23 protein-coding genes are annotated in these 25,720 nt (G+C 72.4%); 13 read left to right on the top strand and 10 right to left on the bottom strand.

Translation table 11 applies throughout. From position 1 onward, the window contains the following. The first annotated feature begins 102 nt into the window (after window positions 1–102). Window positions 103–2,877: an AAA family ATPase gene (locus IE269_RS22350; protein ID WP_189824858.1), complete on the top strand. Its 2,775-nt coding sequence runs from the start codon at window positions 103–105 to the stop codon at window positions 2,875–2,877. Window positions 2,878–2,935: 58 nt separating this feature from the next. Continuing rightward, window positions 2,936–3,400 carry a VOC family protein gene (locus IE269_RS22345; protein WP_189824857.1) on the top strand — a complete coding sequence of 155 codons (465 nt, stop codon included), beginning with the start codon at window positions 2,936–2,938 and terminating at the stop codon, window positions 3,398–3,400. An 18-nt stretch (window positions 3,401–3,418) separates the two neighbouring features. On the opposite strand, the gene IE269_RS22340 is transcribed toward IE269_RS22345, so the two are convergent. Next, window positions 3,419–5,062: an FAD-dependent oxidoreductase gene (locus IE269_RS22340; RefSeq protein ID WP_229898066.1), complete on the bottom strand. Its 1,644-nt coding sequence runs from the start codon at window positions 5,060–5,062 to the stop codon at window positions 3,419–3,421. An 84-nt stretch (window positions 5,063–5,146) separates the two neighbouring features. Between IE269_RS22340 and IE269_RS22330 the strand changes: the two genes are divergently transcribed. Continuing rightward, window positions 5,147–6,043 carry a sigma-70 family RNA polymerase sigma factor gene (locus IE269_RS22330; RefSeq protein WP_229898064.1) on the top strand — a complete coding sequence of 299 codons (897 nt, stop codon included), beginning with the start codon at window positions 5,147–5,149 and terminating at the stop codon, window positions 6,041–6,043. A 74-nt stretch (window positions 6,044–6,117) separates the two neighbouring features. Continuing rightward, entirely contained in the window at window positions 6,118–6,744 is a 627-nt protein-coding gene (locus IE269_RS22325; protein WP_189824856.1) for a GNAT family N-acetyltransferase, read from the top strand. Between the two features lie 10 nt (window positions 6,745–6,754). Here the strand turns inward: IE269_RS22325 and IE269_RS22320 are convergent, their stop codons facing one another. After that, the gene (locus tag IE269_RS22320; RefSeq protein ID WP_229898062.1) at window positions 6,755–7,510 is read right to left on the bottom strand and encodes a polysaccharide deacetylase family protein; all 756 of its coding nucleotides are present in this window, start codon (window positions 7,508–7,510) and stop codon (window positions 6,755–6,757) included. A gap of 739 nt (window positions 7,511–8,249) precedes the next feature. Here IE269_RS22320 and IE269_RS22315 point away from each other — a divergent pair. Then, window positions 8,250–9,341: an ABC transporter ATP-binding protein gene (locus IE269_RS22315; RefSeq protein ID WP_189824855.1), complete on the top strand. Its 1,092-nt coding sequence runs from the start codon at window positions 8,250–8,252 to the stop codon at window positions 9,339–9,341. Between the two features lie 40 nt (window positions 9,342–9,381). On the opposite strand, the gene IE269_RS22310 is transcribed toward IE269_RS22315, so the two are convergent. The 4 genes from IE269_RS22310 to IE269_RS22295 form a co-directional block, all read right to left on the bottom strand. Then, the gene (locus IE269_RS22310; RefSeq protein WP_189824854.1) at window positions 9,382–11,022 is read right to left on the bottom strand and encodes a glycoside hydrolase family 13 protein; all 1,641 of its coding nucleotides are present in this window, start codon (window positions 11,020–11,022) and stop codon (window positions 9,382–9,384) included. A 106-nt stretch (window positions 11,023–11,128) separates the two neighbouring features. Then, the gene (locus tag IE269_RS22305) at window positions 11,129–12,040 is read right to left on the bottom strand and encodes a sugar ABC transporter permease (protein ID WP_189824853.1); all 912 of its coding nucleotides are present in this window, start codon (window positions 12,038–12,040) and stop codon (window positions 11,129–11,131) included. A gap of 31 nt (window positions 12,041–12,071) precedes the next feature. Then, window positions 12,072–13,625, bottom strand: a complete 1,554-nt coding sequence (locus tag IE269_RS22300) for an ABC transporter permease subunit (protein ID WP_189824852.1) — start codon at window positions 13,623–13,625, stop codon at window positions 12,072–12,074. Window positions 13,626–13,631: 6 nt separating this feature from the next. Continuing rightward, entirely contained in the window at window positions 13,632–14,996 is a 1,365-nt protein-coding gene (locus IE269_RS22295; RefSeq protein WP_189824851.1) for a sugar ABC transporter substrate-binding protein, read from the bottom strand. Window positions 14,997–15,175: 179 nt separating this feature from the next. Here IE269_RS22295 and IE269_RS22290 point away from each other — a divergent pair, with 179 nt between their 5' ends. Together IE269_RS22290 and IE269_RS43270 are read left to right on the top strand one after the other, a co-directional pair. Then, window positions 15,176–16,009, top strand: coding sequence for an aldo/keto reductase (locus IE269_RS22290; protein ID WP_189824850.1), 834 nt, complete (start codon window positions 15,176–15,178; stop codon window positions 16,007–16,009). Window positions 16,010–16,185: 176 nt separating this feature from the next. Continuing rightward, on the top strand, window positions 16,186–16,317 hold the full coding sequence (locus IE269_RS43270; protein WP_268253615.1) for a hypothetical protein: 132 nt from the start codon (window positions 16,186–16,188) through the stop codon (window positions 16,315–16,317). Between the two features lie 130 nt (window positions 16,318–16,447). Here IE269_RS43270 and IE269_RS22285 read toward each other — a convergent pair whose 3' ends face one another. The 3 genes from IE269_RS22285 to IE269_RS22275 all read right to left on the bottom strand — a co-directional run bounded on the left by IE269_RS22285 (window position 16,448) and on the right by IE269_RS22275 (window position 18,345). Then, complete coding sequence (locus IE269_RS22285; RefSeq protein ID WP_189824849.1) at window positions 16,448–16,603, bottom strand: DUF6131 family protein; 156 nt, start codon at window positions 16,601–16,603, stop codon at window positions 16,448–16,450. Window positions 16,604–16,727: 124 nt separating this feature from the next. Continuing rightward, a complete protein-coding gene (locus IE269_RS22280; RefSeq protein WP_189824848.1) occupies window positions 16,728–17,582 on the bottom strand; it encodes a hypothetical protein in 855 nt (284 codons plus the stop codon). Between the two features lie 40 nt (window positions 17,583–17,622). Beyond that, entirely contained in the window at window positions 17,623–18,345 is a 723-nt protein-coding gene (locus IE269_RS22275; protein WP_189824847.1) for a class I SAM-dependent methyltransferase, read from the bottom strand. 402 nt (window positions 18,346–18,747) lie between these two features. Between IE269_RS22275 and rho the strand changes: the two genes are divergently transcribed. Beyond that, the gene (gene rho / locus IE269_RS22270) at window positions 18,748–19,896 is read left to right on the top strand and encodes a transcription termination factor Rho (RefSeq protein WP_189824846.1); all 1,149 of its coding nucleotides are present in this window, start codon (window positions 18,748–18,750) and stop codon (window positions 19,894–19,896) included. 505 nt (window positions 19,897–20,401) lie between these two features. Here rho and IE269_RS22265 read toward each other — a convergent pair. Then, the gene (locus tag IE269_RS22265; protein WP_189824845.1) at window positions 20,402–20,659 is read right to left on the bottom strand and encodes a hypothetical protein; all 258 of its coding nucleotides are present in this window, start codon (window positions 20,657–20,659) and stop codon (window positions 20,402–20,404) included. 171 nt (window positions 20,660–20,830) lie between these two features. On the opposite strand from IE269_RS22265, the gene IE269_RS22260 reads away from it, so the two are divergent. The 5 genes from IE269_RS22260 (at window position 20,831) to IE269_RS22240 (ending at window position 25,424) form a co-directional block, all read left to right on the top strand. Further along, entirely contained in the window at window positions 20,831–21,334 is a 504-nt protein-coding gene (locus IE269_RS22260) for an RNA polymerase sigma factor (protein WP_229898060.1), read from the top strand. Beyond that, window positions 21,331–22,164, top strand: coding sequence for a zf-HC2 domain-containing protein (locus IE269_RS22255; protein ID WP_189824843.1), 834 nt, complete (start codon window positions 21,331–21,333; stop codon window positions 22,162–22,164). Before IE269_RS22260 ends, IE269_RS22255 begins: the two co-directional genes overlap by 4 nt. 71 nt (window positions 22,165–22,235) lie before the next feature. Continuing rightward, the gene (locus tag IE269_RS22250) at window positions 22,236–23,042 is read left to right on the top strand and encodes an ABC transporter ATP-binding protein (RefSeq protein ID WP_189825056.1); all 807 of its coding nucleotides are present in this window, start codon (window positions 22,236–22,238) and stop codon (window positions 23,040–23,042) included. A 409-nt stretch (window positions 23,043–23,451) separates the two neighbouring features. Beyond that, window positions 23,452–24,843 (top strand): hypothetical protein, encoded by a 1,392-nt coding sequence (locus IE269_RS22245; RefSeq protein WP_189824842.1) that lies wholly within the window; start codon window positions 23,452–23,454, stop codon window positions 24,841–24,843. Beyond that, window positions 24,840–25,424, top strand: a complete 585-nt coding sequence (locus tag IE269_RS22240) for a hypothetical protein (RefSeq protein WP_189824841.1) — start codon at window positions 24,840–24,842, stop codon at window positions 25,422–25,424. Before IE269_RS22245 ends, IE269_RS22240 begins: the two co-directional genes overlap by 4 nt. The last annotated feature ends 296 nt before the right edge of the window (window positions 25,425–25,720 follow it).

The following is a 25,720-nucleotide window of genomic DNA, read 5'->3' as shown; positions in this document are numbered from 1 at the left end:
TCCGGAATTTCCCGCACGGCATCCGTCATGGCCACGCTCCGTCGCGAGTTCATCCAGCTTTCAACGTGCTCCCGTATCATCGCCGCAGTGATGATCGGAAGAATGACGGAGCTGGACGCGGTACGCCGGCTCCTCTCCGGCGCGTCCACGGACAGGACGCCGGAGGACCAGGCGTCAGCGGATCAGCCGCCGCAGGATCAGCCGTCGCAGGACCAGCTGTCGCAGGACCAGCCGCCGCAAGGCACCGGCGGCGGCCTCCTGTTCGTCGGCGATCCCGGGTCGGGCAAGACGACCCTCCTGGACCGCGCCGCGCACCTCGCGGCCGGCGGCACCGCCGTCCTCCAGTGCCGGGGCACCCTAGCGGAGAGCCGCCTGCCGTACTCGGGCCTGCACGAACTCCTGTGGCCGCACACCACGGAGCTGCACCGGCTGCCCCCGGCCGGCCGGGCCGCGCTGGAGTGCGCGCTCGGCATCGAAACCGGGCGGGCCGAGCGCTATCCGGTCGCCACCGCCCTCTTCCAGCTCCTGCATCTGCTCGCGCAGGACCGCCCGGTGCTGCTGCTCGTCGACGACCTCCAGTGGCTGGACAGCGATTCGTGCGACGCGCTGCTGTTCGCCCTGCGGCGGCTGCACAAGCACCCGGTGGCCGCCGTCCTCACGGCCCGCCCCGGCATGCGTCACCTGGGCGACCGCGCCGGTCTGCGCCAGTACGTCCTGCCGCCGCTCACCGACGCCCAGTCGCGCGAGGTCGTGGCCCACCACCTGCCCGCCGCGGATCCCGCGACGGTGGAGCGCGTCCTGCGCACGGCACGGGGCAATCCGCTGGCCCTGGTCGAGACCGTGCGGACGGTCGCCGCGTCCTCCTCCACCGGTCCGCTGCCGGTCGGGCAGGCGTTCTCCCACGAGGTCCGCCAACTGTCCGCCCCCGCCCAGGGCATGCTCCTGCTGGCCGCCGCCGGACAGCACGAATCCCTGGAGGTCCTCCTGGAGGCGGCCGCACTCCTGGACCTGGACGTGCGCGGCCTGGACGAGGCGTTCACCGCCGGGGTGCTGCGCTTCGACCGGGGCCGCACGGAGTTCCGCCACCCACTGCTCCAGCAGACCGTGTACGAGGAGGCGGGCCCGGTCCGCCGGATGCTCACCCACCGGGCACTCGCCGAGGTCACCACGGCGGAACGGCGGACCTGGCACCGGGCGGCGGTCCTCACCGACCCGGACGACGACGTCGCCGCCGCCCTCCAGGAGCAGGCCGGGCAGTGCCTGGAGCGCGGCGCCCCGCACGCCGCCCTCCAGGCGCTGGTGCGGGCGGCCGAACTCTCCACCGAACCGGCCGACCGCACCGTAAGGCTGGCGAAGGCGGCGCACGCCGCGTGGCTGGCGGGCGACGTGCGCCAGGTGCGCGAGCTGCTGTCGCGGGTCGATCCGGCCGTTGCCGCCCCGCCGGTACGGGGCCGGATGCTGGCCCTGCACGGGCTGACGGAGTTCTTCGGCGGCTCGGCGGCGCGGGCCGCCCGGCTGGCCGTGGAGGCGGCCCGGCTGCTGGCCCCCACCGACCCCGAGTACACGTGCGGTGCCCTGCACCTGGCCGTGCGGGCCCTGTGGTCGCAGGGCGACTTCGCGGGCATCGCCGCCCTCGCACAGGACCTCCCCGCCCTCGCCGGGCACGCGGACCTCGCCGCGGAGCTCCACCAGCGCATCCGGCTGAGCCTGGACTCCGTACCCACACCCGCGTCGCACGACGACTGGCCGCGCTCGCGGCTGCGGCGCCCGCCGCACGACACCGGTCTCGACCTGGGACCCGTACCCTCGCACCACGCGGTGTCCACCGACACCGAGGACCTGGCCGCCGACGCCTACGTGCACAAGGCGGGCCAACTGCGGCGCTCGGGCGCGTCGTTGGCCCAGTTGCCGGAGGTCCTCACCGACCTGGCCGCCACCGAGATCCTCTCCGGCCAGTGGGGGCGGGCCGACGCCCACCTGCGGGAGTCCGTCCAACTGGCCCGGGAGCACGACCTGGTGGCCCTCCAGGGCGCCGGGGAGATCGGCCTCGGCTGGCTGGCCGCCCTGCACGGGGCCGAACAGGACGCCCGCCGCCACGTCAGCACCGGGCTGCGGCTGCTGTCTCCGCACCCGCGCGCCTTCATGACCGCGCTCGCGCACACCGCCCTCGCCCTGCTCGAACTCGGTCTCGGCCGCCCCTCGCAGGCCCTGGACCACTGGCTGCCGGTCATCGCCGAGCAGGGCCCGGCGGCCCATCCGCCGACGGCCGCCCTGGTCGCGGCTGACGTGGCGGAGGCGGCGGCGCTCGCCGGGCGCGTCGAGGAGGTCCGCGCCTTCTGCACCGCGTACGCGGCCGGCGCCGACCGCACGGGACCGGACACCGGCACCGCCCGGGCCACCGCGCACCGCATCCGGGCGCTGCTCGCCGACGACCGGGAGGCCGCACTCCCCCATCTCGCCCTGGCGGTACGGGCCGAGGCGACCCGCACTCCGCACCGCCCGTTCAACCTGGCCCGCGCGCACCTCCTGCACGGCGAGTGCCTGCGCCGTCTGCGCCGCAGGTCACAGGCGCGTACGGCGCTCGAAGCGGCCCGTACGATCTTCGCCTCGCTCGGCGCGACCCCCTGGCAGGCCCGCGCCGAACGCGAACTCGCCCACGACCGCCCCTCCTCCCCCGCCCGCCTGGGCCTGACCCACCAGGAGTGGCGGATCAGCCGTCACGCGGCGCGCGGCCACACCAACAAGGAGATCGCCGCCCGCCTCCATCTGAGCCCGCGCACGGTCGGCTACCACCTCTCCAACGCGTACGCGAAACTCGCCGTCCCCGACCGCACCCAGCTCCGCCACATCCCGGCCCTGCTGGCTCCGGAGCCCTGACGGACGCGCAGACCGCCCCGCACCGGGGTCCGTCAACTCCCCCCTCTACGATGACGCGATGACGACGACAGAGATCAAGAACTCCGCGGCGCCGGAGATCAGGAACTTCCAGATCACCTTCGACTGCGCCGACCCCGAACGCGTCGCCCGCTTCTGGTGCGAGGTCCTGGGGTACGTCGTGCCCGCGCCGCCGGAGGGCTTCGCCGACTGGGACGCGTACAAGGCCTCGTTGCCGGCCGACGGTCCGTTGGCCGGGTTCGTCTGCCAGGACCCGACGGGGGTGCGGCCGCGGATGTACTTCCAGCGGGTGCCCGAGGGCAAGGCGGTCAAGAACCGCGTGCACATCGACGTGCGGGTCGGCACCGGACTGGTGGGCGAGGAGCGGCTGGCCGCACTGGAGGCCGAATGCGTACGGCTGGAGGCGCTGGGTGCCACCCGCGGCACGCTGCTGCTGGCGGACGAGTACAACGAGTCGTGCCAGAACATGCAGGACGTCGAGGGCAACGAGTTCTGCCTCGACTGAACAACCTTACGACGGCGGTCACTTGGGCCCCGGGAGCCAGACGATCGCGGCGGTGCGGGCACCGTGCCTGACACCTCGCGTCACGCCCTCCTTGACCACCGCCGCCGTGCGGCCCGCGAGGTACTGGCGCCGTGCGCCGTCGTCGCGCCGGGACAGCTGGATCACGCCGTCGGAGCGGCCGAGCGAGAGTCCCGTACCGAAGTACCCCATGGAGTACGGTCGCGGCTCGCGCCCCCGGATCAGCCGGGCCAGGGTGTCCGCCGCGTGGGCGCCCTGCGGTCCGGCCGTCTGGCAGGCGGCGCGCGAGCCCGGCACGGCGGCGCAGTCGCCGACGGCGAGGATCCGCGGGTCGCTCACGCTGCGCAGATACGGGTCGACGAGGACGCGTCCGCTGCCGTCGACGTCGAGCCCGCTGCGGGCGGCCAGGTCGGGAATGGTCCCGAGGACGCCCCACAGGGTGAGGTCGCAGGCCAGGACCCCGCCCGACGCCAACCGGACCTCGTCGGGCCCCACTTCGGTCACCGTGTCCTCCCGGACGGAGACCTTCAGTCGCTCGAGCCCGGCGCGCACCCGGCGGCGCGCCCCGTCGGAGAACGAGGCGACGAGCCGGTTCCCCACCAGCCGTACGTCCAGGTCGGGACGCCCCTCGGCGACCTCGGCGGCGGTCTCGACGCCGGTCGCCCCCGTGCCGATCACGGTGACCTTCGCCCCGGCGGGCAGGGCCGCGAGCCGGGCGCGGGCGTTCTCCGCACCCTCCCAGGTGCCCACGGGGACGGTGCCGGGCAACGGCGTGACCGTACTCCCCACGGCCAGGACCAGATGGTCGAAGTCGACAGACTCGCCGGTGTCCAGGGTCGCCGTGCCGTCGCCGATCTTCGTCACGGCGGCGAGCCGGGAGCGGATGCCGGGGTGCAGCATCTCGGCCAGGGGTGTGGTGACCTTCCCCGTGCCCGCGATCTGCTGATGAAGACGGACGCGCTCCACGAAGTCGGGGCGCGGATTGACGACGGTGATCTGCGCCTCCGGCACCTTCTTGGCCAGCCGGTTCGCCGCGAGAGTGCCGGCGTATCCGGCGCCTGCCACGAGAATCTTCACGGGTGCCTCCTGTGTGATCTGCGTTCTCATGCCGTACGACGACGCAGCCCCGCGAAGTGTGAGGTGCGGCGGCCCCCGGTCGGCCGGGGGCCGCCACCCGCCCGTTCGCCAGGTCTTGCCGGCCTGCTCCCGGACGGTGTGGTTGAGCCGGTTGAAGAGGTTGGTCAGCGAGATCTCCAGGGTGATCGCACCCAACTGCTCCTCGGTGAAGTGGTCGGCCGCCGCGTCCCCGATCTCGTCGGTCACGCCCGGCGCGCCGTCCTGGATCCGGGTCACCGCCTCCGCGAGGGCGAGGGCCGCCCGCTCCTCCTCGGTGAAGAAGGGCGTCTCGCACCAGGCGACCACGTGGTGCAGCCGCTCGGCGCTCTCCCCTGCCTTCGTCGCCGCCTGGACGGTGGCGTGGATGCAGGGGCTGCACCCGTTGATCTGGCTGGTGCGCAGGTGGACCAGGGCCAGCAGCTTGCCGTCCACCCCGGCGGAGTGGATGACCTTGTACAAGTGCTGGATTCCGGTGATCAGGTCCGGGTTGGTCGGGCTCTTCATCCGTACGCCGCCACGTGATTCCATCTGTCCTGCTCCTCGTCGTCGGTTACCTGTGCCCACTCGGGCTCGTCATCCCCATGACGGAACAGCGCCGAGGAAGGTAACCGGATGAGCCAGATGAACCAGATGAGCCAGATCGGCCCGCGAGACCCGATGGCCGAACTCTTCGAGGCCGAGCGCGACCGGCTGCGCGCGGTCGCGCACCGCATGCTCGGCTCGCACGCCGACGCCGAGGACGTGGTGCAGGAGGCCTGGCTGCGGCTCTCCCGCCCGGACGCGGCGACCATTCACAACCTGGCCGGGTGGCTGACCACGGTGGTCGGCCGGATCAGCCTGGACGTGCTGCGCTCCCGGCAGGCCCGGCTGGAGGCCTCGTACGACGACGGCGTGGCGGATCTGCTGGTGACCCTCGACGAAGGTCCTGCCCCCGAGGACGATGCGCTGCTCGCCGACTCGGTCGGGCTGGCGCTGCTGGTCGTACTGGATTCGCTCGGGCCGGGCGAGCGGCTCGCGTTCGTGCTGCACGACCTGTTCGGGGTGCCGTTCGGGGAGATGGCCCAGATCCTGGGCAAGTCCCCGGACGCGACGAAGATGCTCGCCAGCCGGGCCCGCCGGAAGGTCCGGGACGGCGAACGGCCGGCGGGCGCCGGGCGGGAGCGGCGCGAGGTGGTCCGGGCCTTCCTGGCGGCGGCCCGCCGGGGCGACTTCGAGGAGTTGCTGCGGCTGCTGGACCCCGAGGTGGAGCTGACCGTGGAGACCCCGGACGGCCCCGTCGTCTCGCTGGGCGCGACGAAGGTCGCCGCGGGCGCGCAACTGGGCGCGAGGGGCGCGGCGGAGGGACTGGAGGTGCTGGTCGGCGGACTTCCGGGAATCCTGGCCCGGCACGCGGACGGCACCCCGCGCTCGGTGGTGGCGTTCACGGTCACCGACGGCAGGATCACCGCCATCAGGACGGTGACCGACCCTGCCACGCTCGCGCGGATGGACCTGCCGTGGCGGCGCTGACCAGGAACCGGGACCTGGCCCGCCGGGCCCGCGCCGTACGGGAACCCCGTCGCGGTCGTGTCCGTTGAACGGACATGCCAGAGCCTCAGCAGCCCCATGAGCACACTCAAGAGCACACTTCCGTACGCCCTCTCACCGACGCCGACGTGACCGTCGCGGTCGACACCCTCGCTCGGGCCTTCGCCGACTACCCCTTCACCCGGCACGTGATCGCCGCCGACGGACACCAGGAGCGCATCCGGCGCTTCCAGGAACTGGCCCTGACCCGCATCGGAATGGTCTACGGCCGGGTCTGGGTCGCGGACGCGGGGCGCGCGGTCGCGGTGTGGACCACTCCGGACCGGGATCCGTCCCCCGCCTTCGCCGAACTGGGCGCGCAGCTCGGGGAGTTGGCGGGTGACCGGGCCGATGCGTTCGAGTCCGCCGAGCAGGCCGTCGCGCCGCACCGGCCGAAGGAGCCGGTGTGGTTCCTCAGCACGGTGGCGGTCGCCCCGGAGGCGCAGGGGCGGGGTCTGGGCAGGGCGGTGCTGGTCCCCGGCATCGAGGCGGCCGAGCGCGCCGGGCACGCGGCGTTCCTGGAGACCTCCAGCGCGCGCAACGTCGCCTTCTACGAATCCCTCGGCTTCACGGTGACGGCCGATGTCCCGCTTCCCGACGGCGGCCCCCGCACCTGGTGCATGCGCAGGGACCCCCGCCGGTAGCACGCACCGGTCAGGGGCGGTAGACCTCTCCGGCCTCGGGCTTCGCCGGGGACATGAGCTGGGAGACCGTCACGAACGTGTAGCCCTGCTTGCGCAGCTCGCCGATGATGCCGGGGAGCGCGGGGATCGTACCGGGGTAGCGCTCGTGCAGCAGGATGATGCCGTCCGGCTTGGTCTGCTCCAGCACCCGCTTCTTGACCTCCGCCGGGTCCTTGACCTGGAAGTCCTTCGCGGTGACGCTCCACAGGATCTGGGCAAGACCCATCTCCCCGAGCACTTCGGAGACGTCGTTGCTGGTGGCACCGCCCGGCGGGCGCATCAGGGTGGGGGCCTTGCCGGTCGCCTTCTCGATGTCCTTCTGCACCGGCTCGATCTCGGCCCGGATCTGGTCCGGGGTCAGCTCGGTGAGGTTCTTGTGCGACCAGGTGTGGTTCGCGACCTCGTGGCCTTCCTTCGCCATGCGGGTCACGGTCTGCGGATAGGTGTCGGTGTGCCCCTTCCCCTGGAGGAAGAAGGTCGCCGGCACCTTCTGCTCCTTCAGTACGTCGAGGGCCTTCGGCGTGGGGGCGCTGGGACCGCCGTCGAAGGTGAGCGCCACGCACTTCGCCTTGGCGCAGTCGACCGCCCCGCTCGCGGCCTTCCCGTCGTCGACGGCCTCCCCCCGCACCTCCGCGGGCGACAGGACCCCGGTGAGGCCGCACGAGGTGAGCAGCGGCAGCAGGGCGGCGGCGAGGAGCAGGCGGGTGGTGCGGGTGCGGTGGTTCATGGTGCTCATCATGTCGGTCGGGGTGCGGGCGGCTGCGGGCAGGGGGTGCGCGGGCTCGACCTTCCGGTGCCGGGCACGCTCTTGCCGTGCCCCGTCAGGGGCGCGGGGCTGTATTCGATGTGCGGCTCCGCCGCGCGGGCACGACCGGCCGCTTATCCGTGCCCCTTCAGGGGCGCGGGGAACTGCGCGCTCAGCCACGACGCTCCCGCACGGAACCGGTCCCATGCCCCTGCGGGTTTAGGTGAAGGGGCGGGGCTGGGGACCCTTTGGCCCGGCGGGCCGGGGGCTTCACGTGCCCGGCACGGGCAGGCGCCCCGAGGGCCCCGGGCCGAGCGCACCCGGCACGGAAGGTGCGGGCAGGGACCGGTACCGGGGCGGGCCCGGATCGGGCGTACCGCCCCCTTGCCCGCCCGTTCCGCCCCCGGGGGGGCGGCCCCGCCGCCCAAGGGGGCGGGGGGAAAGGGGGGGAGGGGGCGGCCCCGAAGCCCCGAAGAGGCCGTGCGCCTCGGCGCCGAAACCGAATTGCCGCTCCCGGAGCAAGGGGGACTCCCGGCCCGGGAATTAACGGGAATACACAGACACCCTATTGCACAGCGGAATTCCCCGCGCCGGGTCTTTGACAATTGGTCAGGCGCCTTGCAGGGTGAGGCCGAATACGCGGTTTCGGGAATTCCGGCCCGTACCCCTCCCCACTCGGATCGTCCGGCACGTACCGCCGGTGAACAGGGACGACGCACTCATGGCAGAGATCACGTTCGACAAGACCACCTGTATCTATCCGGGCGCCGAACGGCCCTCCGTGGATTCGCTCGATCTGCATATCGAGGACGGTGAGTTCCTTGTGCTGGTGGGGCCCTCCGGGTGCGGGAAGTCGACGACGCTCCGCATGCTGGCCGGCCTTGAGGACGTTTCCAGCGGCACGCTTTCCATCGGCGGGCGGGACGTCACCCATTTGCCGCCGAAGGACCGGGACATCTCGATGGTGTTCCAGAACTACGCGCTCTATCCGCACATGTCCGTCGCCCAGAACATGGGTTTCGCTCTGAAGATCGCCAAGGTGGAGAAGTCGGAGATCGCCCGGCGGGTGGCGGAGGCCGCGAAGATTCTCGGGCTGACCGAATTCCTGGACCGGAAGCCGAAGGCCCTCTCCGGCGGACAGCGGCAGCGGGTGGCGATGGGGCGGGCGATCGTGCGCGAGCCGCAGGTGTTCCTGATGGACGAGCCGCTGTCGAACCTGGACGCCAAGCTCCGGGTGCAGACCCGCGCCGAGATCGCCAACCTCCAGCGGCGGCTGGCCACCACCACCGTGTACGTGACGCACGACCAGGTCGAGGCGATGACGATGGGCGACCGGGTCGCCGTACTGAAGGACGGTCTGCTCCAGCAGGTCGATTCGCCGCGCACCATGTACGACCGCCCGGCGAACAAGTTCGTCGCGGGTTTCATCGGCTCTCCCGCCATGAACCTGATCTCCCTGCCGCTGCACGAGGACGGCATCCACTTCGGCGGCAGCGTGCTGGCCATCAGCCCGGAGGCCCGGGCGGCGGCGGGCGGGCCGACGGTGACCATCGGCATCCGGCCCGAGCACCTCGACTTCCACGCCAAGCACAGCGACAAGGGCCTCCCGGTCACCTTCTTCACCGTGGAGGAGTTGGGGTCGGACGGGTTCGCGTACGGGAACATGGAGGTCGAGGGCGGGGGCCAAACCCCGCTCACGGTAAGGACGTTCGGGCGGGAGAGCGGGCTGCGGGACCAGACGATCCGGGTCATTCCGCGTCAGGACGAGCTGCATCTGTTCTCGGACGTGACGGGTGAGCGGCTGCCCGACTGACGTGGGTGCCCCGACCTGCATCGGGGCACCCCGCCACACCTCACCCCGCCAGCCACACCGCCGTGTCCCCCGGCAGCCCGTCGCCCTCCAACGGGCCGGAGGACAAAAGGACTTCACCGTGTGCGGGGAGCGCACAGAGCCGTGAGGAGGTGTTGACGACCACGATGACCCCCTCACCCCGCCGGAAGGCGAGGACCCCGTCGTCCGAGGGCAGCCACTCCATCGGCCCCTCCCCCAGGTCCGGCAGCGCCCGGCGCAGCCGCAGCGCCTCGCGGTAGAACTCCAACGTCGAGGCGGGATCGCCGAGTTGGGCCTCCGCCGTACGGTCCTTCCAGGCGGCGGGCTGCGGCAGCCACGGCGCGGTGTGGGCGTCGGGCGGCGAGAAGCCGAACGGGGCCGCCTCACCGCTCCACGGCAGGGGGACCCGGCAGCCGTCGCGGACCGGGTCGGTGTGGTCGGCCCACAGCCGGGAGGGGTCCTGCCAGACCTCTTCGGGGAGGTCCTCGACCTCTTCGAGGCCCAGTTCCTCGCCCTGGTAGACGTACGCCCCGCCGGGCAGGCCGAGGCTGAGCAGGGCGGCGGCCCTGGCCCTGCGCAGGCCGAGTGCCAGGTCGGCGGGTTGGCCGTAGGCACGCTTGGCGTCGGCGAGGGACGTCAACTCCCGTGCGTACCGCGTGAGATGGCGTACGACGTCGTGGTTGGACAGCACCCAGGTGGGCGGGGAGTCCGTCGCCGCGAGGGCGGTGAAGGTGGCGTCGATCTCGCGTCGCAGCGCGGGGGCGTCCCAAGGACAGCCCAGCAGGCCGAAGTTGAAGGCGGTGTGGAGGCGGCCGGGGGTGAGGTAGCGGGCCATGCGTTCGGGCGAGGAGACCCAGGCCTCTGCGACGAAGATGCGTTCGCCGTCGTAGGAGTCGGTGATTCTGCGCCAGGTCTCGTAGATGGCGAGGGTGGCGTCGCGGTCGAAGTAGGGGTGGTCGGCGGCCTGGGCGGAGCCGAGCATTTCGGTGTCGGTCTCGGCCAGGTCGGGCAGGGCAGGGTCCTTGGTGAGGCCGTGGGCGACGTCGATGCGGAAGCCGTCGGCGCCCCGGTCGAGCCAGAAGCGCAGGATGTCCTCGAACTCGGCCCGCACCTCGGGGTGGTCCCAGTTGAGGTCGGGCTGGGCGGATGCGAAGAGGTGCAGGTACCACTGGCCGTCGGGGACGCGGGTCCAGGCGGGGCCGCCGAAGATGGACTGCCAGTTGTTGGGCGGGAGTTCGCCGTGGGCGCCGCGGCCCTCGTGGAAGTGGTAGCGGGCGCGCGCGGCGGATCCGGGGCCGGCCGCGAGCGCCTGGCGGAACCAGCGGTGCTGGTCGGAGGTGTGGTTGGGGACCAGGTCGACGAGGACCCGCAGCCCGTGCGCGTGGGCCTCGGCGAGGAAGTCCTCGGCCTCGGTGAGGGTGCCGAAGGCGGGGTCGATCTGCCGGTAGTCGCTGACGTCGTAACCGGCGTCGACCTGCGGCGACGCGTACCAGGGGTTGATCCACAGGGCGTCTACGCCCAGGTCGCGGAGGTGTCGCAGGCGGGTGCGGAGTCCGGCGATGTCGCCGATGCCGTCGCCGTTCCCGTCGGCGAAGCTGCGGATGTAGACCTGGTAGATCACGGCGTCGCGCCACCAGGGGGTGCGGGGGGCGGGGTGGTTCATGGAGGGGGGTGCGCCTTTCGGGGCGGTGGGGGGTGCGGGTGCGCTCGTGCCCGTACGAGAGGAACAGGCACGTGTGCCCGTACGAGAACAGGCACGTGACGGAGGGTCAGCCCTTGACCGCGCCGGAGGTGAGGCCGGAGACGATGAAGCGCTGGAGGTAGAGGAAGAGGGCGACGATGGGGATCGCCATCAGGAGCGAACCGGCGCAGAACAGGCCGAAGTTGGCGTCCCGGTTGCCTTCCTGGATCATTCCGTAGAGGCCGACGGCGAGGGTCTTGGCCTCGGGGTCGGTGAGGAAGATGTTGGCGAGCAGGAACTCGTTCATGGTGCCGATGAAGCTGAGCAGGCCGGTCACCGCGAGGACGGGCGAGACCAGCGGCAGCATGATGGTGAAGAAGACCTGCGCGTGGGAGGCGCCGTCGACCTTCGCGGACTCGTCGAGGGACTTCGGGACGGTGTCGAAGAAGCCCTTCATCAGCCAGGTGTTGGCGCCGAGCGCGCCGCCCATGTAGAGCAGGATCAGCGCCCATGAGGTGTTGAAGCCGATGCCCGGGTAGCGGGCGGTGATCCAGGTGAACATCAGGTAGATCGCCACCACGGCGAGGAACTGCGGAAACATCTGCACCAGCAGCAGCCCGGTCATGCCCGCCCGCCGCCCCCGGAAGCGGAACCGGGAGAAGGCGTACGCCCCGCAGGCGGAGGCGAACATCGACAGGGCTCCGGCGGCGGCGGAGATCAGCAGCGAGTTGCCGAACCAGCGCCCGTAGTCGGTCGAGGTGAACAGCTTGCGGAAGTTCTCCAGTCCCGCGCCCGATGGCCACAGGGTGGTGGAGCCGAGGGTGCCGCGCGGGTTGAACGCGGCGGAGACGACGAAGACGATCGGGATCAGGGCGAAGACCGCGCAGAGCAGCGCGACGGCGTGCCGCCACCAGCCGACCCGGTGGGCGACGCCGCCCCGGCGGCGGGACGGCGACGGTCCGGTGGGATGCGGTACGGCGGGGGGAATGGGCGTGGCCATCAGCCGTTGACCTCTTCTCTTGACCGGGACATCAGCCGTTGACCTCTTCCATGGCGCGGGCGCGGCGGAAGCTGACCAGGGAGATCACCGCGACGATGACGAAGATGAACAGCGAGATCGCCGCCGCGAGCCCGTACTGGGCACCCTGGCCGCCGAAGGCGAGTCGGTAGGTGTACGTGATGAGCAGGTCGGTGGCCCCCGCCATCGGGCTGTCCGGCGGGAAGGGGCCGCCGGCGGTGGTGAGGTAGATGGCGTTGAAGTTGTTGAAGTTGAACGCGAAGGAGGCGATGAGCAGCGGGAACAGCGCGACCAGCACCAGCGGCAGGGTGACCTTGCGCAGGATGGTCCAGCGCCCGGCCCCGTCCACCCTGGCCGCTTCCTTGACCTCGTCCGGCACGGCCTGGAGCGCCCCGGTGGCGACCAGGAACATGTACGGGTAGCCCATCCACAGCTGTACGAGCAGCACGGCGGCCCGTGCCGTCCAGGGCTCGCCGAGCCAGTTGACGTCGAGCCCGAAGAGCCGGTTGATCAGGCCGAAGTCCTTGTTGAACATGTCCGCCCAGACCATGAGCATCGCGAAGGCGGGCATGGCGTACGGGAGGATCAGCAGCGCCCGGTAGAACCAGCGGCCGCGCATCCTCGGGTGGTGCAGCGAGAGCGCCACGAACAGTCCGAGGACGAAGGTGATCAGTACGGTGAGGACGGCGAAGGCGATGTTCCACAGCAGGGTCTGGCCGAAGTAACGGCTGATGGTGGGGTTGGTGAGGACGTCGGCGAAGTTCCCCAGGCCGACGCCGACCCGCCAGCCGGAGCTGATGCGCTCGCCGTCGTCGGTGACGAAGGTGCCGGTGGTGCCGTCGGCCTTCCAGACGGTGCCGGTCGTGGCGTCGCGCAGGGTGTCGGAGGAGGCGTCGTAGCTGCGGGCGGGTGCGCCGACGTAGGCGCGTTCCAGTCCTTCGGTACGGATGTGGCCCGGGCCGTCGGCGATGCGCAGGGCGGCGAGCTCGGCCCCCCGGCGGGCGGCCTGGGGGTCGGTCAGGACGGTGAGGGTGGCCCGGGAAGGGAGGTCGGTGACGGTGCCCGTGTCGGCGCGGGCGGCGCGCTCCTTGCCGGTGGCGGGGTCGGTGAGGACCAGGACCAGAGGGCCGTCGGCGGGTGAACTCCCTTGCGGGACGGCGAGGTTGAGCCGGTAGTCGGGGGTGCCGGGCACCGGGGAGACGGAGGCCTCCTCGATGCTGTGGATCGCGGACTCCTTGCTGCCCCGGTGGCCGTCGCCGAAGTTGGTGAAGGCGGTGGAGACCGTGTACAGGATCGGCAGCACCTGGAAGGCGATGAGGAAGACGGTGCCGGGGAGCAGGTACTTGGCCGGGATGCGGCGCGGGGAGAGGTAGCCCCAGAAGATCAGGACGGTGGCGGCGACGAGGACGGCGAGGGCGAGCCAGTCGCGGTGTTCGACCAGGGGGAACGCGCCCCAGATCGCGAGCGCGAGGGCGAGACCGAGCAGGAGGGCCTTGGCGAGAACTCCGGCGCTGCCGAGGGGGGTGCCGAGAGGGTTGCCGAGAGGCTTGCGGGGCGGGACGGTCATCGGCGGTCAGTCCTTGCCGGCGGCGGGGTGGTTGGTCGTTGCCGGTGCACCGGCGAAGCGGACGGCCTTGTCCGGGTCGAGGCCGATCTGCCCGGCGACCGCCCGGGTGAGGGAGACGACCGTGGAGCGCACCGGCGCGCCGCCGATGATCGCCGCCTCGGCCTTGCCGAAGGGGTCCCACACGACGTTCATCTGCGGAATGGCGGGCTGAATCACCCCGTCGGCCCCTGCGGCGAGGAACTTGCCCAGGTCCGGGTTGCTGTCCTTGAAGTGGGCGAGGGCCGCTTTGAGGGCGGGCGGTCGCGGGTTGGCCTCGGTGAGGGCGATGGCGGTCCGCTCACTGCCTCCGGCCTGGGCGACGAACTCCTGGGCGAGCGCCTTGTTCTTCGCCTTGGCGGCCACGTAGAAGGCCTGTACGCCGATGAACGGCCCGCCCTTCCCTCCCGTCCCCTCGAATCGGGGCACGGCCTGGATGTCGTACGCGATCCCCGCCTTCTTGATGTCGGGCACCGCCCACGGCCCGGAAATCAGGAACGGGGCCTTGCCGGTGGTGAAGGTGGGAATGGCGTTGTCGGGGCCGATGGTCCGCTTGAGCGCACCCACCCCCTTCTCCCCCAGCGCACGGAACTTCTCCAGCGCCCGCACGGAGGCTTCCGTGCCGAGGCCGAGGTCGGCGGGGTTGTACTCGCCCTGGGCGTCGCGCCCGAAGAGATAGCCCCCGGCCTGCGAATAGAGCGCGTACGCGTGATACGCGTCCCCCGCCTGCCCCACCGGGACGGACATGATCTCGCTGACCTTGCCCTCCCCCTTCAGCCGCTGCCCGACGGCGACGGCCTCCTCGATGGTGGCGGGGGCGTCGGGGACGAGGGCGGTGTTGCGGATGAGGGCGACGTTTTCGAGCGCGTACGGCATTCCGTACGTCTGGCCGTTGAAGGTGACAGCCTTGACGGCGCGCGGTTCGAGGGAGTCGCGCTGACTCGTGCTCAGGCGTACGGGGTCGATGGCACCGTTCTGGACGAGGTTGCCGATCCAGTCGTTGGCGCCGACGACGACATCGGGGCCCTCGCCGGCCTGGGAGGCGGTGACGAAGTTCGTCTGCAGGTCCTTCGACACGGCCTGCACGGACACTCTCGCCCCGTACTTCTCGCCGAAGGTGCGGGCGAAGTCCTTGAGGGCGGCGGCACGTTGGTCGTCGGCCCAGACGGTGACAACGGGCCGCGCGGAGGCACTCCCGCCGGAGCCCGCGTCACCGCCGCATCCGGTGAGGGCGAGGACGGCCCCGAGGAGCGCGGCGCCGAGGGCGCAGGGTCTTCGGAGGCCCGGGTTCGCAGCTCGGTCGGGGGCACGGCTGCGCGCACGGTGCTCGTTCATCGGGGTCCTTCCACACGGCGGGTGGGGCAAGAAGGAGAGTTTTGCCCGAATCATCGCGCCAAGTGCCGTTTTGCCCGCCCACGGCACACGCATTTGTGCCCGGCCCGCCCCGCATGGTGGGGTGCCCGTCATGGGCGCGACACCAGCAACACCCGTACGAGCAGATTGAGGTACCCACCATGACAGCGGCCAGGACCGTGACCTTCCCCTCCGGCGCGAGCGTGCCCGCCCTGGGCCAGGGGACGTGGTACATGGGCGACAGCCTTACGCGGCGCGCCGACGAGCTCGCCGCGCTGCGCCGGGGCATCGACCTCGGCATGACCCTGATCGACACCGCCGAGATGTACGGCGGCGGCGCCTCCGAGGAGCTGGTCGGCGAGGCGATCCGGGGCCGCCGCGACGAGGTGTTCCTCGTCAGCAAGGTGCTGCCCTCGAACGCCGACTCGCGCGGCACCGTCGACGCCTGCCGGGCGAGCCTGCGCCGCCTCGGCACGGACCGCATCGACCTGTACCTGCTGCACTGGCGCGGCGGCATCCCGCTGGCCGAGACCGTCGAGGCGCTCGAAGGCCTGGTGAGCGACGGCAGTATCGGCGCGTGGGGCGTGAGCAACCTGGACGTCGACGACCTGGAGGAACTCCCCGCGGGCGACCTCCCCGAGACCAACCAGATCCTCTACAACCTCACCCGCCGGGGCCCGGAGTACGACCTCCTCCCCTGGTGCCGCAAGCGCTCGGTCCCGGTGATGGCCTACTCCCCGTTGGAACAGGGGCGACTCCTGGGGCACCCGGTGCTGGAGTCGGTGGCGGAGGCGCACGGGGCGACCCCGCTCCAGGTCGCGCTCGCCTGGGTGCTGCGCGACGACAACGTCATCGCCATCCCGAAGGCCTCCACCGTCGCGCACGTCGAGGACAACCACGCGGCCCTCGGCCTCACGCTCACCGACGCGGACCTGACGGCACTCGACACCGCGTTCCCCGCGCCCGTACGCAAGCAGCCGCTCGAAATGCTGTAACGGTGGTACGGACGGGCAACTCCTTCGCGCCCGGCCGCGTCATCCCCCGTACAGAAGGCGAATGATCAAGGGGGACGACCATGTTCGACCGTGGCCGTAAGTGCAGGCGTTGCGGAAGGCCGGTGCAGGGACCACTGCGCCGGGTGTGCCGGACCCGGCCGTGCCGGCGCGAGGGCGTGTCGGACGACGTCGCCGAGATCGGCGCCGAACTGATCACGGCGGGTGCCGCCGAGGGGATTCTGCGGATGGTGGTCGGCGCGGTGGTACGGGTGGTGCGGGGCGTGGTCAGGGTGGTCTTCGACTCGTAAGGGGGAATGCGGGGGAGAAATCACCCGGCCCGCCCCACAAAAAAGTGCCGTGGGTGGGCAAGCCTGTCAAAAGGCTTGCCCACCCACGGCACTTCTGCTTTTCCGGCCTAATCAATCAGCACCGGGCCGGTCAGAAATAGTGCTTGCGCCCGCCGACCGCGCGCCCGGTCGCACCGAGAATCCACAGGACCGCACCGACTACGACGAGGATTCCGCCCACGGTCGTCAGAATCGATATTCCGGCCAACACTCCGATGAGGAGCAGGATGACACCAAGAACAATCATCGCGGTTCCACTCTCTTCTCTCTACCAACGCGTGCGACCCACGGTTGGGCCTTCGTCCTGCCACCTCCGAGTGCCCTGCTTTCGCGCGGCAATGCATCCGCATCCCCGGGTTTTTATCCGGAGCTCACATCACCGGCAGTGCGCACCTCTCCCCGGTCGGCCGCAGGCGCTCGACGCGGTCCAGGTCGCCGTCGCAGGCGAGCAGGTCGGCGTGGGAGACGGTGAAGTCGCCGTTGGGGAGGTCCTGGTCCTCGTCGAAGCGGCGGCCCACGACCCTGGCGGGGAGGAAGGCACGCAGCCGCTCGCGCATGCCCGTCGGATACTCCACGGGCTCACCCCAGCCGTCCGGCGCCTCGTCGCTGGCGAACAGCACCCAGTGGTCGACGGGCACCGGCGCGTCCAGGTCCGGCGTGCCGCCGGTGTGGCTGTCCAGGGCGGGCACGGTCAGCCGGTCGGGGTCCAGCGGCTCGTACCAGAGCAGGAGCGGCTTGGCCCGGCGCGCGTCGGTGTTGGAGAAGCAGCACAGGGCGATGGTGTGGTCGGGGAAGTGCTCGGCGTAGAAGCTCAGCAGCTCCGGGTCGATCTCGGGCCGCCGGTACGACGGCACCCGCCACAGGGCGGTCGGGATCTGAGTGGGGTCGTCGGCCAGGAGCACGGTGTAGACGTCGTGCTCGAAGACCCGTACGGACGGCGTCGGCTCCCACCCCATCCAGTCGATCCCGTCCGCAGAGACGTCCACCGGCCGTACGGCGTCGACCATGCGTTGCAGGACGTCGTCGGAGTGCCCGACGGGCAGGAAGTGCTCGGGGGTCAGGTGACGGGTCGGCAGGTGCAGGAGCATGGCGTTCGGTCCGACGGCCAGGCTGACGGCGGTGTTCTGGTAGCCCAGCACGTGGATGAGCCCGTGCTCGGGGTGGTGCTGCCGCCCGCAGTACACGGTCGTTCCGGAAAACTCGGCCTGGCCGGTTGAGATGCACATGGCGTGAAAGGTAGCGCGCCGGGCCGAGGGCCTGTTGCCCCTACGGGAGGCGGGTGGCGACCACCATGCGGCACCGGGGGGTTCCGTCGTCGCGGCGGCCGAGTCCGTCCAGTGCGTACGTCTCGACGGCGAAGCCCGCTGCGGAGAGTTCGGCGGTGACGTCGGCGAGCGTGAAGCCGCGGTAGTACATGACGAACGGCGGCCGCCAGAGCGCGTTGCGGACCCGCATCACGGCGTCGAACCCGAGCATCGCCAGATGGACGTACGAACCGGGGCGGGCCGGGGCCGGCAGCGGGAACGCGAACCGGCCGCCCGGGCGCAGCGCGCCGTGGACCTGGGCGAAGAGGGCGGGGCGCTGGGCGGGCAGGAAATGGCCGAACGCCCCGAAGCTGACGGCGAGGTCGAAGACCGGGCCGAAGGGGAGGGCGAGCGCGTCACCGCGTACCCAGTGGGCGGGGACGGGGCCCGGGGTGCGGCGGCGGGCGACGTCGAGCATTCCGGTGCTGATGTCGACGCCGGTCACCTGCTCGCGGCAGACCTCCTGGAGGACACCGGCCCCCGCGCCGGTGCCGCAGCAGACGTCGAGCCCGGCGTCGAAGGGGCCGAGGCGGCGCAGGAGGTCCGTCACGGGGGCGAGGACCGCGTCGGGGGTGCGGAAGGGGGTGTGGTCGAACTTCGGGGCGAGCAGGTCGTAGCCGTGCTCGACGGAGGAGAGCGCCTGGACGGCGAGCTCGCGGAGGGTGGGGCCCTGGGGGGTGAACACCGGGCTCAGCATAGGGGGCGGGGGCCGGGGGCGGTCCGGGGCGCTTGTGCGGGCCCGGTCCCCGGCACGGGCGCAGGGCGGAGGGGCCCGAAAAGAAGGGGGTGTCCGGGAGGCCGCCGGGCGTGGTACATTGCGGCTGCATCGCTTCTCGCCCTTCTGTGGCGCCGGTGCATGATCTGTCGCCGGACGTTCTTCTTACGTCCTGGCCCTCGCAGCCCCCGACATCCGGTTTCCGGGGCGGCACCCGTTTCTCACTTCCGCAGGGGTTCGCTCCCCTGCCGTTCTTCGCCCGGGGCATCCGCGCCGTCCACCCATGGACCTGTGCGCCGATCAGCCCACATCACCGGGCCCCTCCCCCAGCACTTCCCTCAACTCCCGCGTCCGCGAAAGGACCGAACCCCCATGACCACCACACTCGAAACCCCTCACACCACCGAGCCCGCCGCCACCACGGCCGCAGGCATCCTCGACCTGGCCGGGAGCGGCTCCGGCAGCCACGGCTTCCTGCGCGGGGCGAACCTCGAAGCCGCCCCGCACGACGTCCAGGTCCCCGCCTCCCTCATCCGCCGACTCGCCCTGCGCAAGGGCGACTTGGTGACCGGCACCTGCGGCAGGCCCCGCGTGCTCGCCGAGGTCGACCTCGTCAACGGCGCACCGGCCGACGCTGCCCGCCGCCGCCCCCACTTCCGTGACCTCACCCCTCTGCACCCGCGCGAGCGGCTGCACCTGGAGGGTGCGCCCGGTGCGCTAGGGCCGCGGGTCGTCGACCTGGTCGCCCCGGTCGGCAAGGGCCAGCGCGGGCTGATCGTCGCGCCGCCGAAGACCGGGAAGACCGTACTGCTCCAGCAGTTGGCGGCGTCCATCGCCGACAACCACCCGGAGGCCCACCTCATGGTGGTGCTGCTGGACGAACGCCCCGAGGAGGTCACCGACATGCGGCGCAGCGTGCGCGGCGAGGTGTACGCGTCGACCTTCGACCGGCCCGCCAAGGCGCACATCGCGCTCGCCGAACTGGCCGTGGAGCGCGCCAAGCGTCTGGTCGAGGACGGCCGCGACGTCGTGATCCTGCTGGACTCCCTGACCCGGCTGTGCCGGGCGCACAACAACGCGGCCGCGTCCGGCGGCCGTACGCTCAGCGGCGGCGTCGACGCCTCCGCCCTCCAGGGCCCGAAGCGGCTGTTCGGCGCGGCGCGGCTGACCGAGGAGGCGGGTTCGCTGACCATCCTGGCCACCGCCTTGGTCGACACGGGCTCGCGGGCCGACGACTACTACTTCGAGGAGCTGAAGAGCACCGGCAACATGGAGCTGCGGCTGGACCGTTCGCTCGCCGACCGGCGGGTCTTCCCGGCCGTGGACATCACGCCGTCCGGCACGCGCCGGGAGGAACTCCTGCTTCCGGCCGCCGAGTTGGCGGCCGTACGGGGCCTGCGCCGTGCACTCCAGTCCCGCGAGGGTCACTCACTGCTCGAAACGGTCCTCACCAAGCTCCGGCACACCCCGGACAACGCGTCCTTCCTCCGCCAGGTCCACGCGACGCTGCCGGCCGGCTGAGGGTCCGCGTCTTCGGGCACGGACCTCGGCCCCTGCTCGCACACCGGACCCCGGCCCGATCCGGCACTGGCCCGACCTCCGGGATCGCCTCCCGGCAGCGGGCACACGTTCAGCCCCGCCCTGCCGGGCAACAGGGTCCCCAGCCCCGCCCCTTCACCTAAACCCGCAGGGGCAATTGCACGGTTCCGTGCGGGAGCGTTGTGGCTGGTCGCGCAGTTCCCCGCGCCCCTGAAGGGGCGCCCCGGGTACCCGGACTGGGTGCCGTGCGGGTGCGTCGTGGCCGGGCGCGCCCATACAGCGGATCCGCACATCTCCCCGACGGGGCTCCGCACATCCCCCGACGGGGCAGGGACGAGGCTCACCCGCCAGCGCACGGCATCCCGCCTGCCGAGACACTCACTCGTACCCCTCGGGACGCCGCTGCGGCTTCGCCGCGTAGGGGTTCAGCGGGCCGTCGACGTCCACCAGCAGTACGGGTCTCACTGCATCCCCCTCGCCCACGGCCTCAGTCGCCGAAGACCTCGTCCAGGCTCATCGCGTCCGTCTCCGGGCGGCCGTCCGCCAGCCACTTGCGGTAGGCCGCCGCCGCGTGCATCCGGGCCCGGGCCTCGCGGAGTTCGGGGCCGCCCGATGCGGCGGCCTGGTCCGCCTCCAGGACGGAGGCGACGTAATCACCGAGGTTCATCCCGGCCCGGGAGGCGGAGGCGCGCACGCGCGCGGCCAGTTCCTCGGGCACTCGGGCGTTCAGCTGAGTTGTCGCCATAGCGGAATCCTAGCGATCCGCTACCCGACGGGGGAATGGACCGGCCACCACCCTGTGACGCGGATCACTCGATTCCGAAAACCCGCAGCGTATGCCGTACGTCTAGCAGGTGTGAAACGGGTTGGGGCGGCACCGCCGCAGGAACTGGACGAGGAGCGTCTCCTCCGACGCGTGGCCAAGGGGGACCGGGCCGCGTTCGAGGAGCTGTACCGGCGTACGTCGCCATGGCTGGCGGTACGGCTGGGGCGGCGCTGCGCCGATCAGCAGATCGTCGCCGAGGTGATGCAGGAGACGTACCTGGCCGTGTGGCGGGCGGCGGGCTCCTTCGCGGGGAGCGGCGTGGGGGGTTCGGCCGTGGGCTGGCTCTGGACGATCGCGGCCCGGCGGCTCGTCGACGCGTTCCGGCGCCGGGCGCACCACGCGGAGCCGCCGCTCGCGGCCGCCCCGCAGCCGGTGGCGCCCGCCGCCGAGGAGGAGGCGCTGCGGGACAGCGTGGGCGGCGACGTCGGCGACGCGCTGCGCTGCCTGGCCCCGGAACTGCGGGAGGTGTTGCAGGCCATGGTGCTGGACGGGCTGTCCGTACGGGAGACCTCGGTACTGCTGAAGGTGCCCGAGGGGACGGTCAAGACCCGTGCCCGACGGGCCAGGATCGCGATGCGGAAGGCGCTGGCATGAGGGACAAGGAAGGCGCCGGGCCGGTGGTCGTGCATGCGTCCGCGCGGCTGGTTGAGGGATACGTGCGGGGTGGGGGCGCGCTCGCTGCGGATGAGGTGTGGGCGGTGGAGGCGCACCTGGAGGGGTGTGCGGAGTGCCGGGGGCGGCTGGCGGACGTCGTGGCGGGCTCGGCGCCCGAGGTGGCGGCGCTGTCCGATGCCGTCTGGGCCGGACTCGTACCGGAATTGGAGGCCGTCGCTCCGGTGCGGCGGCGTCGGCTGCGGTGGTCGGCGTGGGCGACGCCCGCGATGGCGCCGTGGCTGGCGATGGTGCTGGCCGTGACGGTGCTGGCATGGGTGCTGGACGTGGTGGGGCCGGGGTCCGGTGAGGTGTCGTGGGTGCTGTTGCTGGCGCCCGTCCTGCCGGTGTGCGGGGTGGCGGCCTCTTGGTCGCGCGGGCTGGATCCGGCGTACGAACTCACCGCGTCGACCCCTCGCGCCGGGCTCCAGCTCGTGCTGCGGCGCACCGCGTCCGTGCTGGCCGTGGTGGTTCCGGCGCTGCTGGTCGGGGGGTGGGCGACAGGGGTGATGGCCGTGCAGTGGCTGCTGCCGTGCCTGGCGTTCACCTCGATGACGCTGGCGCTCGGCGGGGTGATCGGGGTGACCCGGGCCGCCGTGGCGCTGGTGGTGGCGTGGGCGGGTGTGGTGGCGGTGCCCACCCTCGCCGCCCACCGGACGGCCTTCGCGCTCCAGGCGGACGGGCTCCCCGTGTGGGGGCTGGTCCTGGCGCTGTGTGCCGGGGTCGTGTTCGCCCGCAGGGGCGCGTACACGGTGCTGGGGGCCCACCGATGAAGCCCGAGCCCCTGTCCCGAATGACTTCGATCAACGAGATCAACGAGATCAACGAGCAGAGGAAGCGTGCCATGCCCGCAGTGAGCAGTGCCGATGTCGCCCCGACGACGTACGCGTGGGAGATCCGGGCCAGTGGGCTGAAGGTACGGGCCGGGCGCACCCGGATGGCGGTGAACGGGCTCGACCTCTCGCTCGGTACCGGCGTGCACGGACTCCTCGGGCCCAACGGGGCCGGCAAGACCACCCTGATCCGCGCGCTGGCGACCGTGCTGCGGCCCGCCGGGGGCGAGCTGGAGCTGCTCGGGGAGTCCGTCGGGGGGCTCGGCGAACACCGGGCGCTGCGGCGGCGGATCGGGTATCTGCCGCAGGAGTTCGGCTACTACAAGCGCTTCACGGTGCGGGAGTTCGTGGAGTACATGGCATGGCTGAAGGAGGTGCCGAAGGCGGACATTCCGGGTGCGGTGCAGCGGGCGGTGGAGCGGGTCGGGCTCGCCGACCGGGCCGACGAACGGATGAAGGCGCTGTCGGGCGGGATGGTGCGGCGGGCGGGCATCGCCCAGGCCATCGTCAACGACCCTGCGGTATTGCTGCTCGACGAGCCGACGGTGGGCCTGGACCCGGCGCAGCGGCTGCGGTTCCGCGAGCTGTTGCAGGAGCTGGGCACGGACGCGTGCGTGGTCGTGTCGACGCACCTGGTGGAGGACGTGGCGGCGGCATGCACGGACGTGGTGCTGTTCGCGGAGGGGCGGCTCGTGTTCCAGGGCACCCCGGCCGAACTGGCCGCCGCGGGCGGCCCCGAGCACGTGGGCGACAGCCCGCTGGAGCGCGGCTACTCGGCGCTGCTGGCGGACCCGGAGCCGACGAAGGGGACGTGGTGAGGGGCAGCCGGAGGTCGCCCTCCGTGCCGCCGCGACGGTGAGTCGGCGGCGGGCGTGCCCCGACCGTGCCCGTGAAGGGTGCCGGTGAAGGCTGGTTCTGCGTACGCGCTCTTCTTCTTCGTATTCGTACGTACGGGCATGGATCGGCCGGTGACGCGCGTACCCGCCACGCGGCGCGGGGCGCCCGGGAGTTCGGCGTGCGCCGGGCCGACGGGGCGGCCGAAGTGCCGGTGAGACCGAGAGCCGCCGCACCAGTCCCCACCTCCCTCTCCCCCACAAGTGACGTCCCCGCGCCTGCGACGGGCGCATGTTCCGGCCCACCCGTACGCGCCGCAACGGCCCGTTGGGCCATGGCCGTACCCGTACACCCCCTCCTGCGCATCTCCCCCGTATCAACGAAAGGCACCCGGTGAATCCCCGTATCCTCCGCATCGAACTGCGACGGTCCGTCGCCCCGTGGGCCGGGGGCGTCGTCCTCGTGGCGGCGCTCGCGTTCCTGCTGCTCCTGCCCGGGGCGTGGGCGAGCGACAACGTCTCGTGGACCGGGCAGTGGACGTCGATGGCGTTCTGGACCCGGTATCCGCTCTTCTTCCTGTGGCCGCTCGCGGTCGGGCTCGGTGCGCTCCAGGGGCTGCGCGACCACCGCTCGGCGATGGGTGAGCTGCTGACCAGTACGCCCCGGCCCGCGCGGCACCGGGCCACCGCCGTCGCGGGCACGATGGCACTGACGCTGGTGGTCGGATTCGGGCTGCTCGTGGCGATCGGCGCGGTGCGCGTACTGGCGGGCGACACGACGTACAACTCCCTTGCCTGGCTGCCCATTTCGGCGGTGGGTGCGCTGGCGCTCGGCGCGGGGGCCGTGCTCGGCATGGGCGTGGCGCGGGCGCTGCCTTCCGTGCTCACGCCGCCCGCGCTGGCCGTGGTGGCGCTGATCGCGAACAACTTCCTTCGCCACACCCAGAGTTCGGAGTCGGAGGTACCGGTCTCCGGTGTGCCGAACGCGCTCGCGCTGCTGTCGCCGGGGGTCGCGGAGGTGCGCGACACGCTCCTCACGCTCGCGCTGCCCGTGCACCTCGGGCAGACGCTGTGGCTGCTGGGCCTGGCCGTGACAGGGGTCGGCCTGCTGGTCGCCGTACGGGCGAGGGCCCGGCTGCTGGCCCTGGTTCCGCTGGTGGCGGGCGGGGCGCTGGCGCTGGTGCTGCTGCCGGGCGACGCCCGTGACACGTACGTCGTGGACCGTGCGGCGGCGGCGCAGGTGTGCGAGGGCGAGGTCTGTCTGACCAGGGCCCGTCAGGCGCGGCTCGACGCCTGGGCGGCTCCCGGCAAGGAGGCGCTGCGGGCGCTGCGCCTGACCCTGGGCGCGCAGGCGCCGGCCGGGATCCGCGAGCGGGTCGCCCCGCGTGCGCTCAGCGCCACGCCGGAACGGCCGCGCGACGCGGTGCTCGTGGACTTCGACGACCCGATGTACACCGCCGCCGAGGGCAAGCGGCTCACCCGGGCCCTGACGGCGCAGGGCCTGATCCCCCTGTGCCACCCGCGCAGTGCGACCGAGAGCGGTACGCAGGAGGACGCGGCGGCGCAGCGGATCGCGGTCGCGTGGACGTTCGGCGAAGAACTCCGGCCGCTCGAAGGGACGTCGTACCCCTTGGCGGGATTCCCGGACCCGGCGGTCGCGGTGTGGCAGAAGTTCGGCGCGCTGCCGCGTGCGGAGCAGCAGAAGCGTCTCGGCGCGGCGCACACGGCCGCCGTGAGCTGCTCGGGCGACGCCCTGACCGTACTCAACGGCGGTGCGCTGCGGTGAGGTGGCTGACGCTGTACGCACGCTCCCGCCAGGTGCCTGCGACGCTGGCCGTGCTGCTGGCGGGGGCGGCGGCGATGTGGGCCCTGACCAGGGCATTCAGTGAGGGGGACGGCGGCCCGGCGGACCCGCGCCTGTCCGCGCTCGCCCTCACGGTGGCGGCGATGGCGGTGTCGGTCGGCCTCGGCGGCCAGGACCCCGCGCTCGACCGCACGGCGGCACTGGCCTGGATCCCGCGCAGGGCGGCGCACTTGGCGCTGGGCGGGGTACTGGCCGGTGCGGTGCTGCTGGGGGTGCAGGTGCTGAGCGGGCAGGAGACTTCGGTGGGATTGGTCGTGCGGGATGCGGCGGGGCTGATGGGGCTGGTGGGGCTGGGGGCGGCGTGGTGCGGAAGGCAGTACGCGTGGCTCCCGGCGTTCGCCTGGCTGGCGGTGTCCTTCGTCGTGCCGCCCTCGCCGGACGGCGCGACGCAGGTCCTGACCTGGATGCTGTCCGCTCCGGAGGCACCGGGGGCGGCGTGGACGGCGGGGGTGCTGGGGGCCGGGGGGCTGGTGGCGTATGGGGTGGGCGGGGTGCGGAGGTAGGCGGGGCCGGTGGGCGGGGGGCGGCGGCAGGTGGGGGGGCTTTGCAGGCTCGGGGGCCGTGGGCTGCCGTGGGCGGGAAGCAGCGGCCGCGAGACGCGGCAGCAGGCGAGACCGCGCGGCGGCAACCCCGAGGCCCGGGAAACGTGCACTGCCGTGGGCAGAAGGTGGCGGGCAAGGCTCGACCGGAGGCTGCGGGCCGCGCAGCGGCAGGCGTGGGGGCCGTGGGCTGCCGTGGGCGGGAGACGGCAGGCAAAGTGCGACCGGAGACTACGGGCCACCCAGCGGCAGGACGCGGC

This window comes from Streptomyces spiroverticillatus (genome assembly GCA_014650415.1).
In the GTDB taxonomy this organism is placed as follows: Bacteria; Actinomycetota; Actinomycetes; order Streptomycetales; family Streptomycetaceae; genus Streptomyces; species Streptomyces spiroverticillatus.
Note: the sequence above shows the minus strand (reverse complement) of the source record. Positions and strands in the feature narration are given on the sequence as shown.

What these genes read in the sequence shown, in the direction of transcription:
- IE269_RS22325 (WP_189824856.1), top strand. Translation starts at nt 6,118, where the DNA reads ATGCCAGAGCCTCAGCAGCCCCATGAGCACACTCAAGAGCACACTTCC.
- IE269_RS22345 (WP_189824857.1), top strand. Translation starts at nt 2,936, where the DNA reads ATGACGACGACAGAGATCAAGAACTCCGCGGCGCCGGAGATCAGGAAC.
- IE269_RS22350 (WP_189824858.1), top strand. Translation starts at nt 103, where the DNA reads ATGACGGAGCTGGACGCGGTACGCCGGCTCCTCTCCGGCGCGTCCACG.
- IE269_RS22310 (WP_189824854.1), bottom strand. Translation starts at nt 11,022, where the DNA reads ATGAACCACCCCGCCCCCCGCACCCCCTGGTGGCGCGACGCCGTGATC.
- IE269_RS22290 (WP_189824850.1), top strand. Translation starts at nt 15,176, where the DNA reads ATGACAGCGGCCAGGACCGTGACCTTCCCCTCCGGCGCGAGCGTGCCC.
- IE269_RS22250 (WP_189825056.1), top strand. Translation starts at nt 22,236, where the DNA reads ATGCCCGCAGTGAGCAGTGCCGATGTCGCCCCGACGACGTACGCGTGG.
- IE269_RS22330 (WP_229898064.1), top strand. Translation starts at nt 5,147, where the DNA reads ATGAGCCAGATGAACCAGATGAGCCAGATCGGCCCGCGAGACCCGATG.
- IE269_RS22285 (WP_189824849.1), bottom strand. Translation starts at nt 16,603, where the DNA reads ATGATTGTTCTTGGTGTCATCCTGCTCCTCATCGGAGTGTTGGCCGGA.
- IE269_RS22295 (WP_189824851.1), bottom strand. Translation starts at nt 14,996, where the DNA reads ATGAACGAGCACCGTGCGCGCAGCCGTGCCCCCGACCGAGCTGCGAAC.
- IE269_RS22255 (WP_189824843.1), top strand. Translation starts at nt 21,331, where the DNA reads ATGAGGGACAAGGAAGGCGCCGGGCCGGTGGTCGTGCATGCGTCCGCG.
- IE269_RS22340 (WP_229898066.1), bottom strand. Translation starts at nt 5,062, where the DNA reads ATGGAATCACGTGGCGGCGTACGGATGAAGAGCCCGACCAACCCGGAC.
- IE269_RS22280 (WP_189824848.1), bottom strand. Translation starts at nt 17,582, where the DNA reads ATGTGCATCTCAACCGGCCAGGCCGAGTTTTCCGGAACGACCGTGTAC.
- rho (WP_189824846.1), top strand. Translation starts at nt 18,748, where the DNA reads ATGACCACCACACTCGAAACCCCTCACACCACCGAGCCCGCCGCCACC.
- IE269_RS22320 (WP_229898062.1), bottom strand. Translation starts at nt 7,510, where the DNA reads ATGAACCACCGCACCCGCACCACCCGCCTGCTCCTCGCCGCCGCCCTG.
- IE269_RS22300 (WP_189824852.1), bottom strand. Translation starts at nt 13,625, where the DNA reads ATGACCGTCCCGCCCCGCAAGCCTCTCGGCAACCCTCTCGGCACCCCC.
- IE269_RS22265 (WP_189824845.1), bottom strand. Translation starts at nt 20,659, where the DNA reads ATGGCGACAACTCAGCTGAACGCCCGAGTGCCCGAGGAACTGGCCGCG.
- IE269_RS22305 (WP_189824853.1), bottom strand. Translation starts at nt 12,040, where the DNA reads ATGGCCACGCCCATTCCCCCCGCCGTACCGCATCCCACCGGACCGTCG.
- IE269_RS22315 (WP_189824855.1), top strand. Translation starts at nt 8,250, where the DNA reads ATGGCAGAGATCACGTTCGACAAGACCACCTGTATCTATCCGGGCGCC.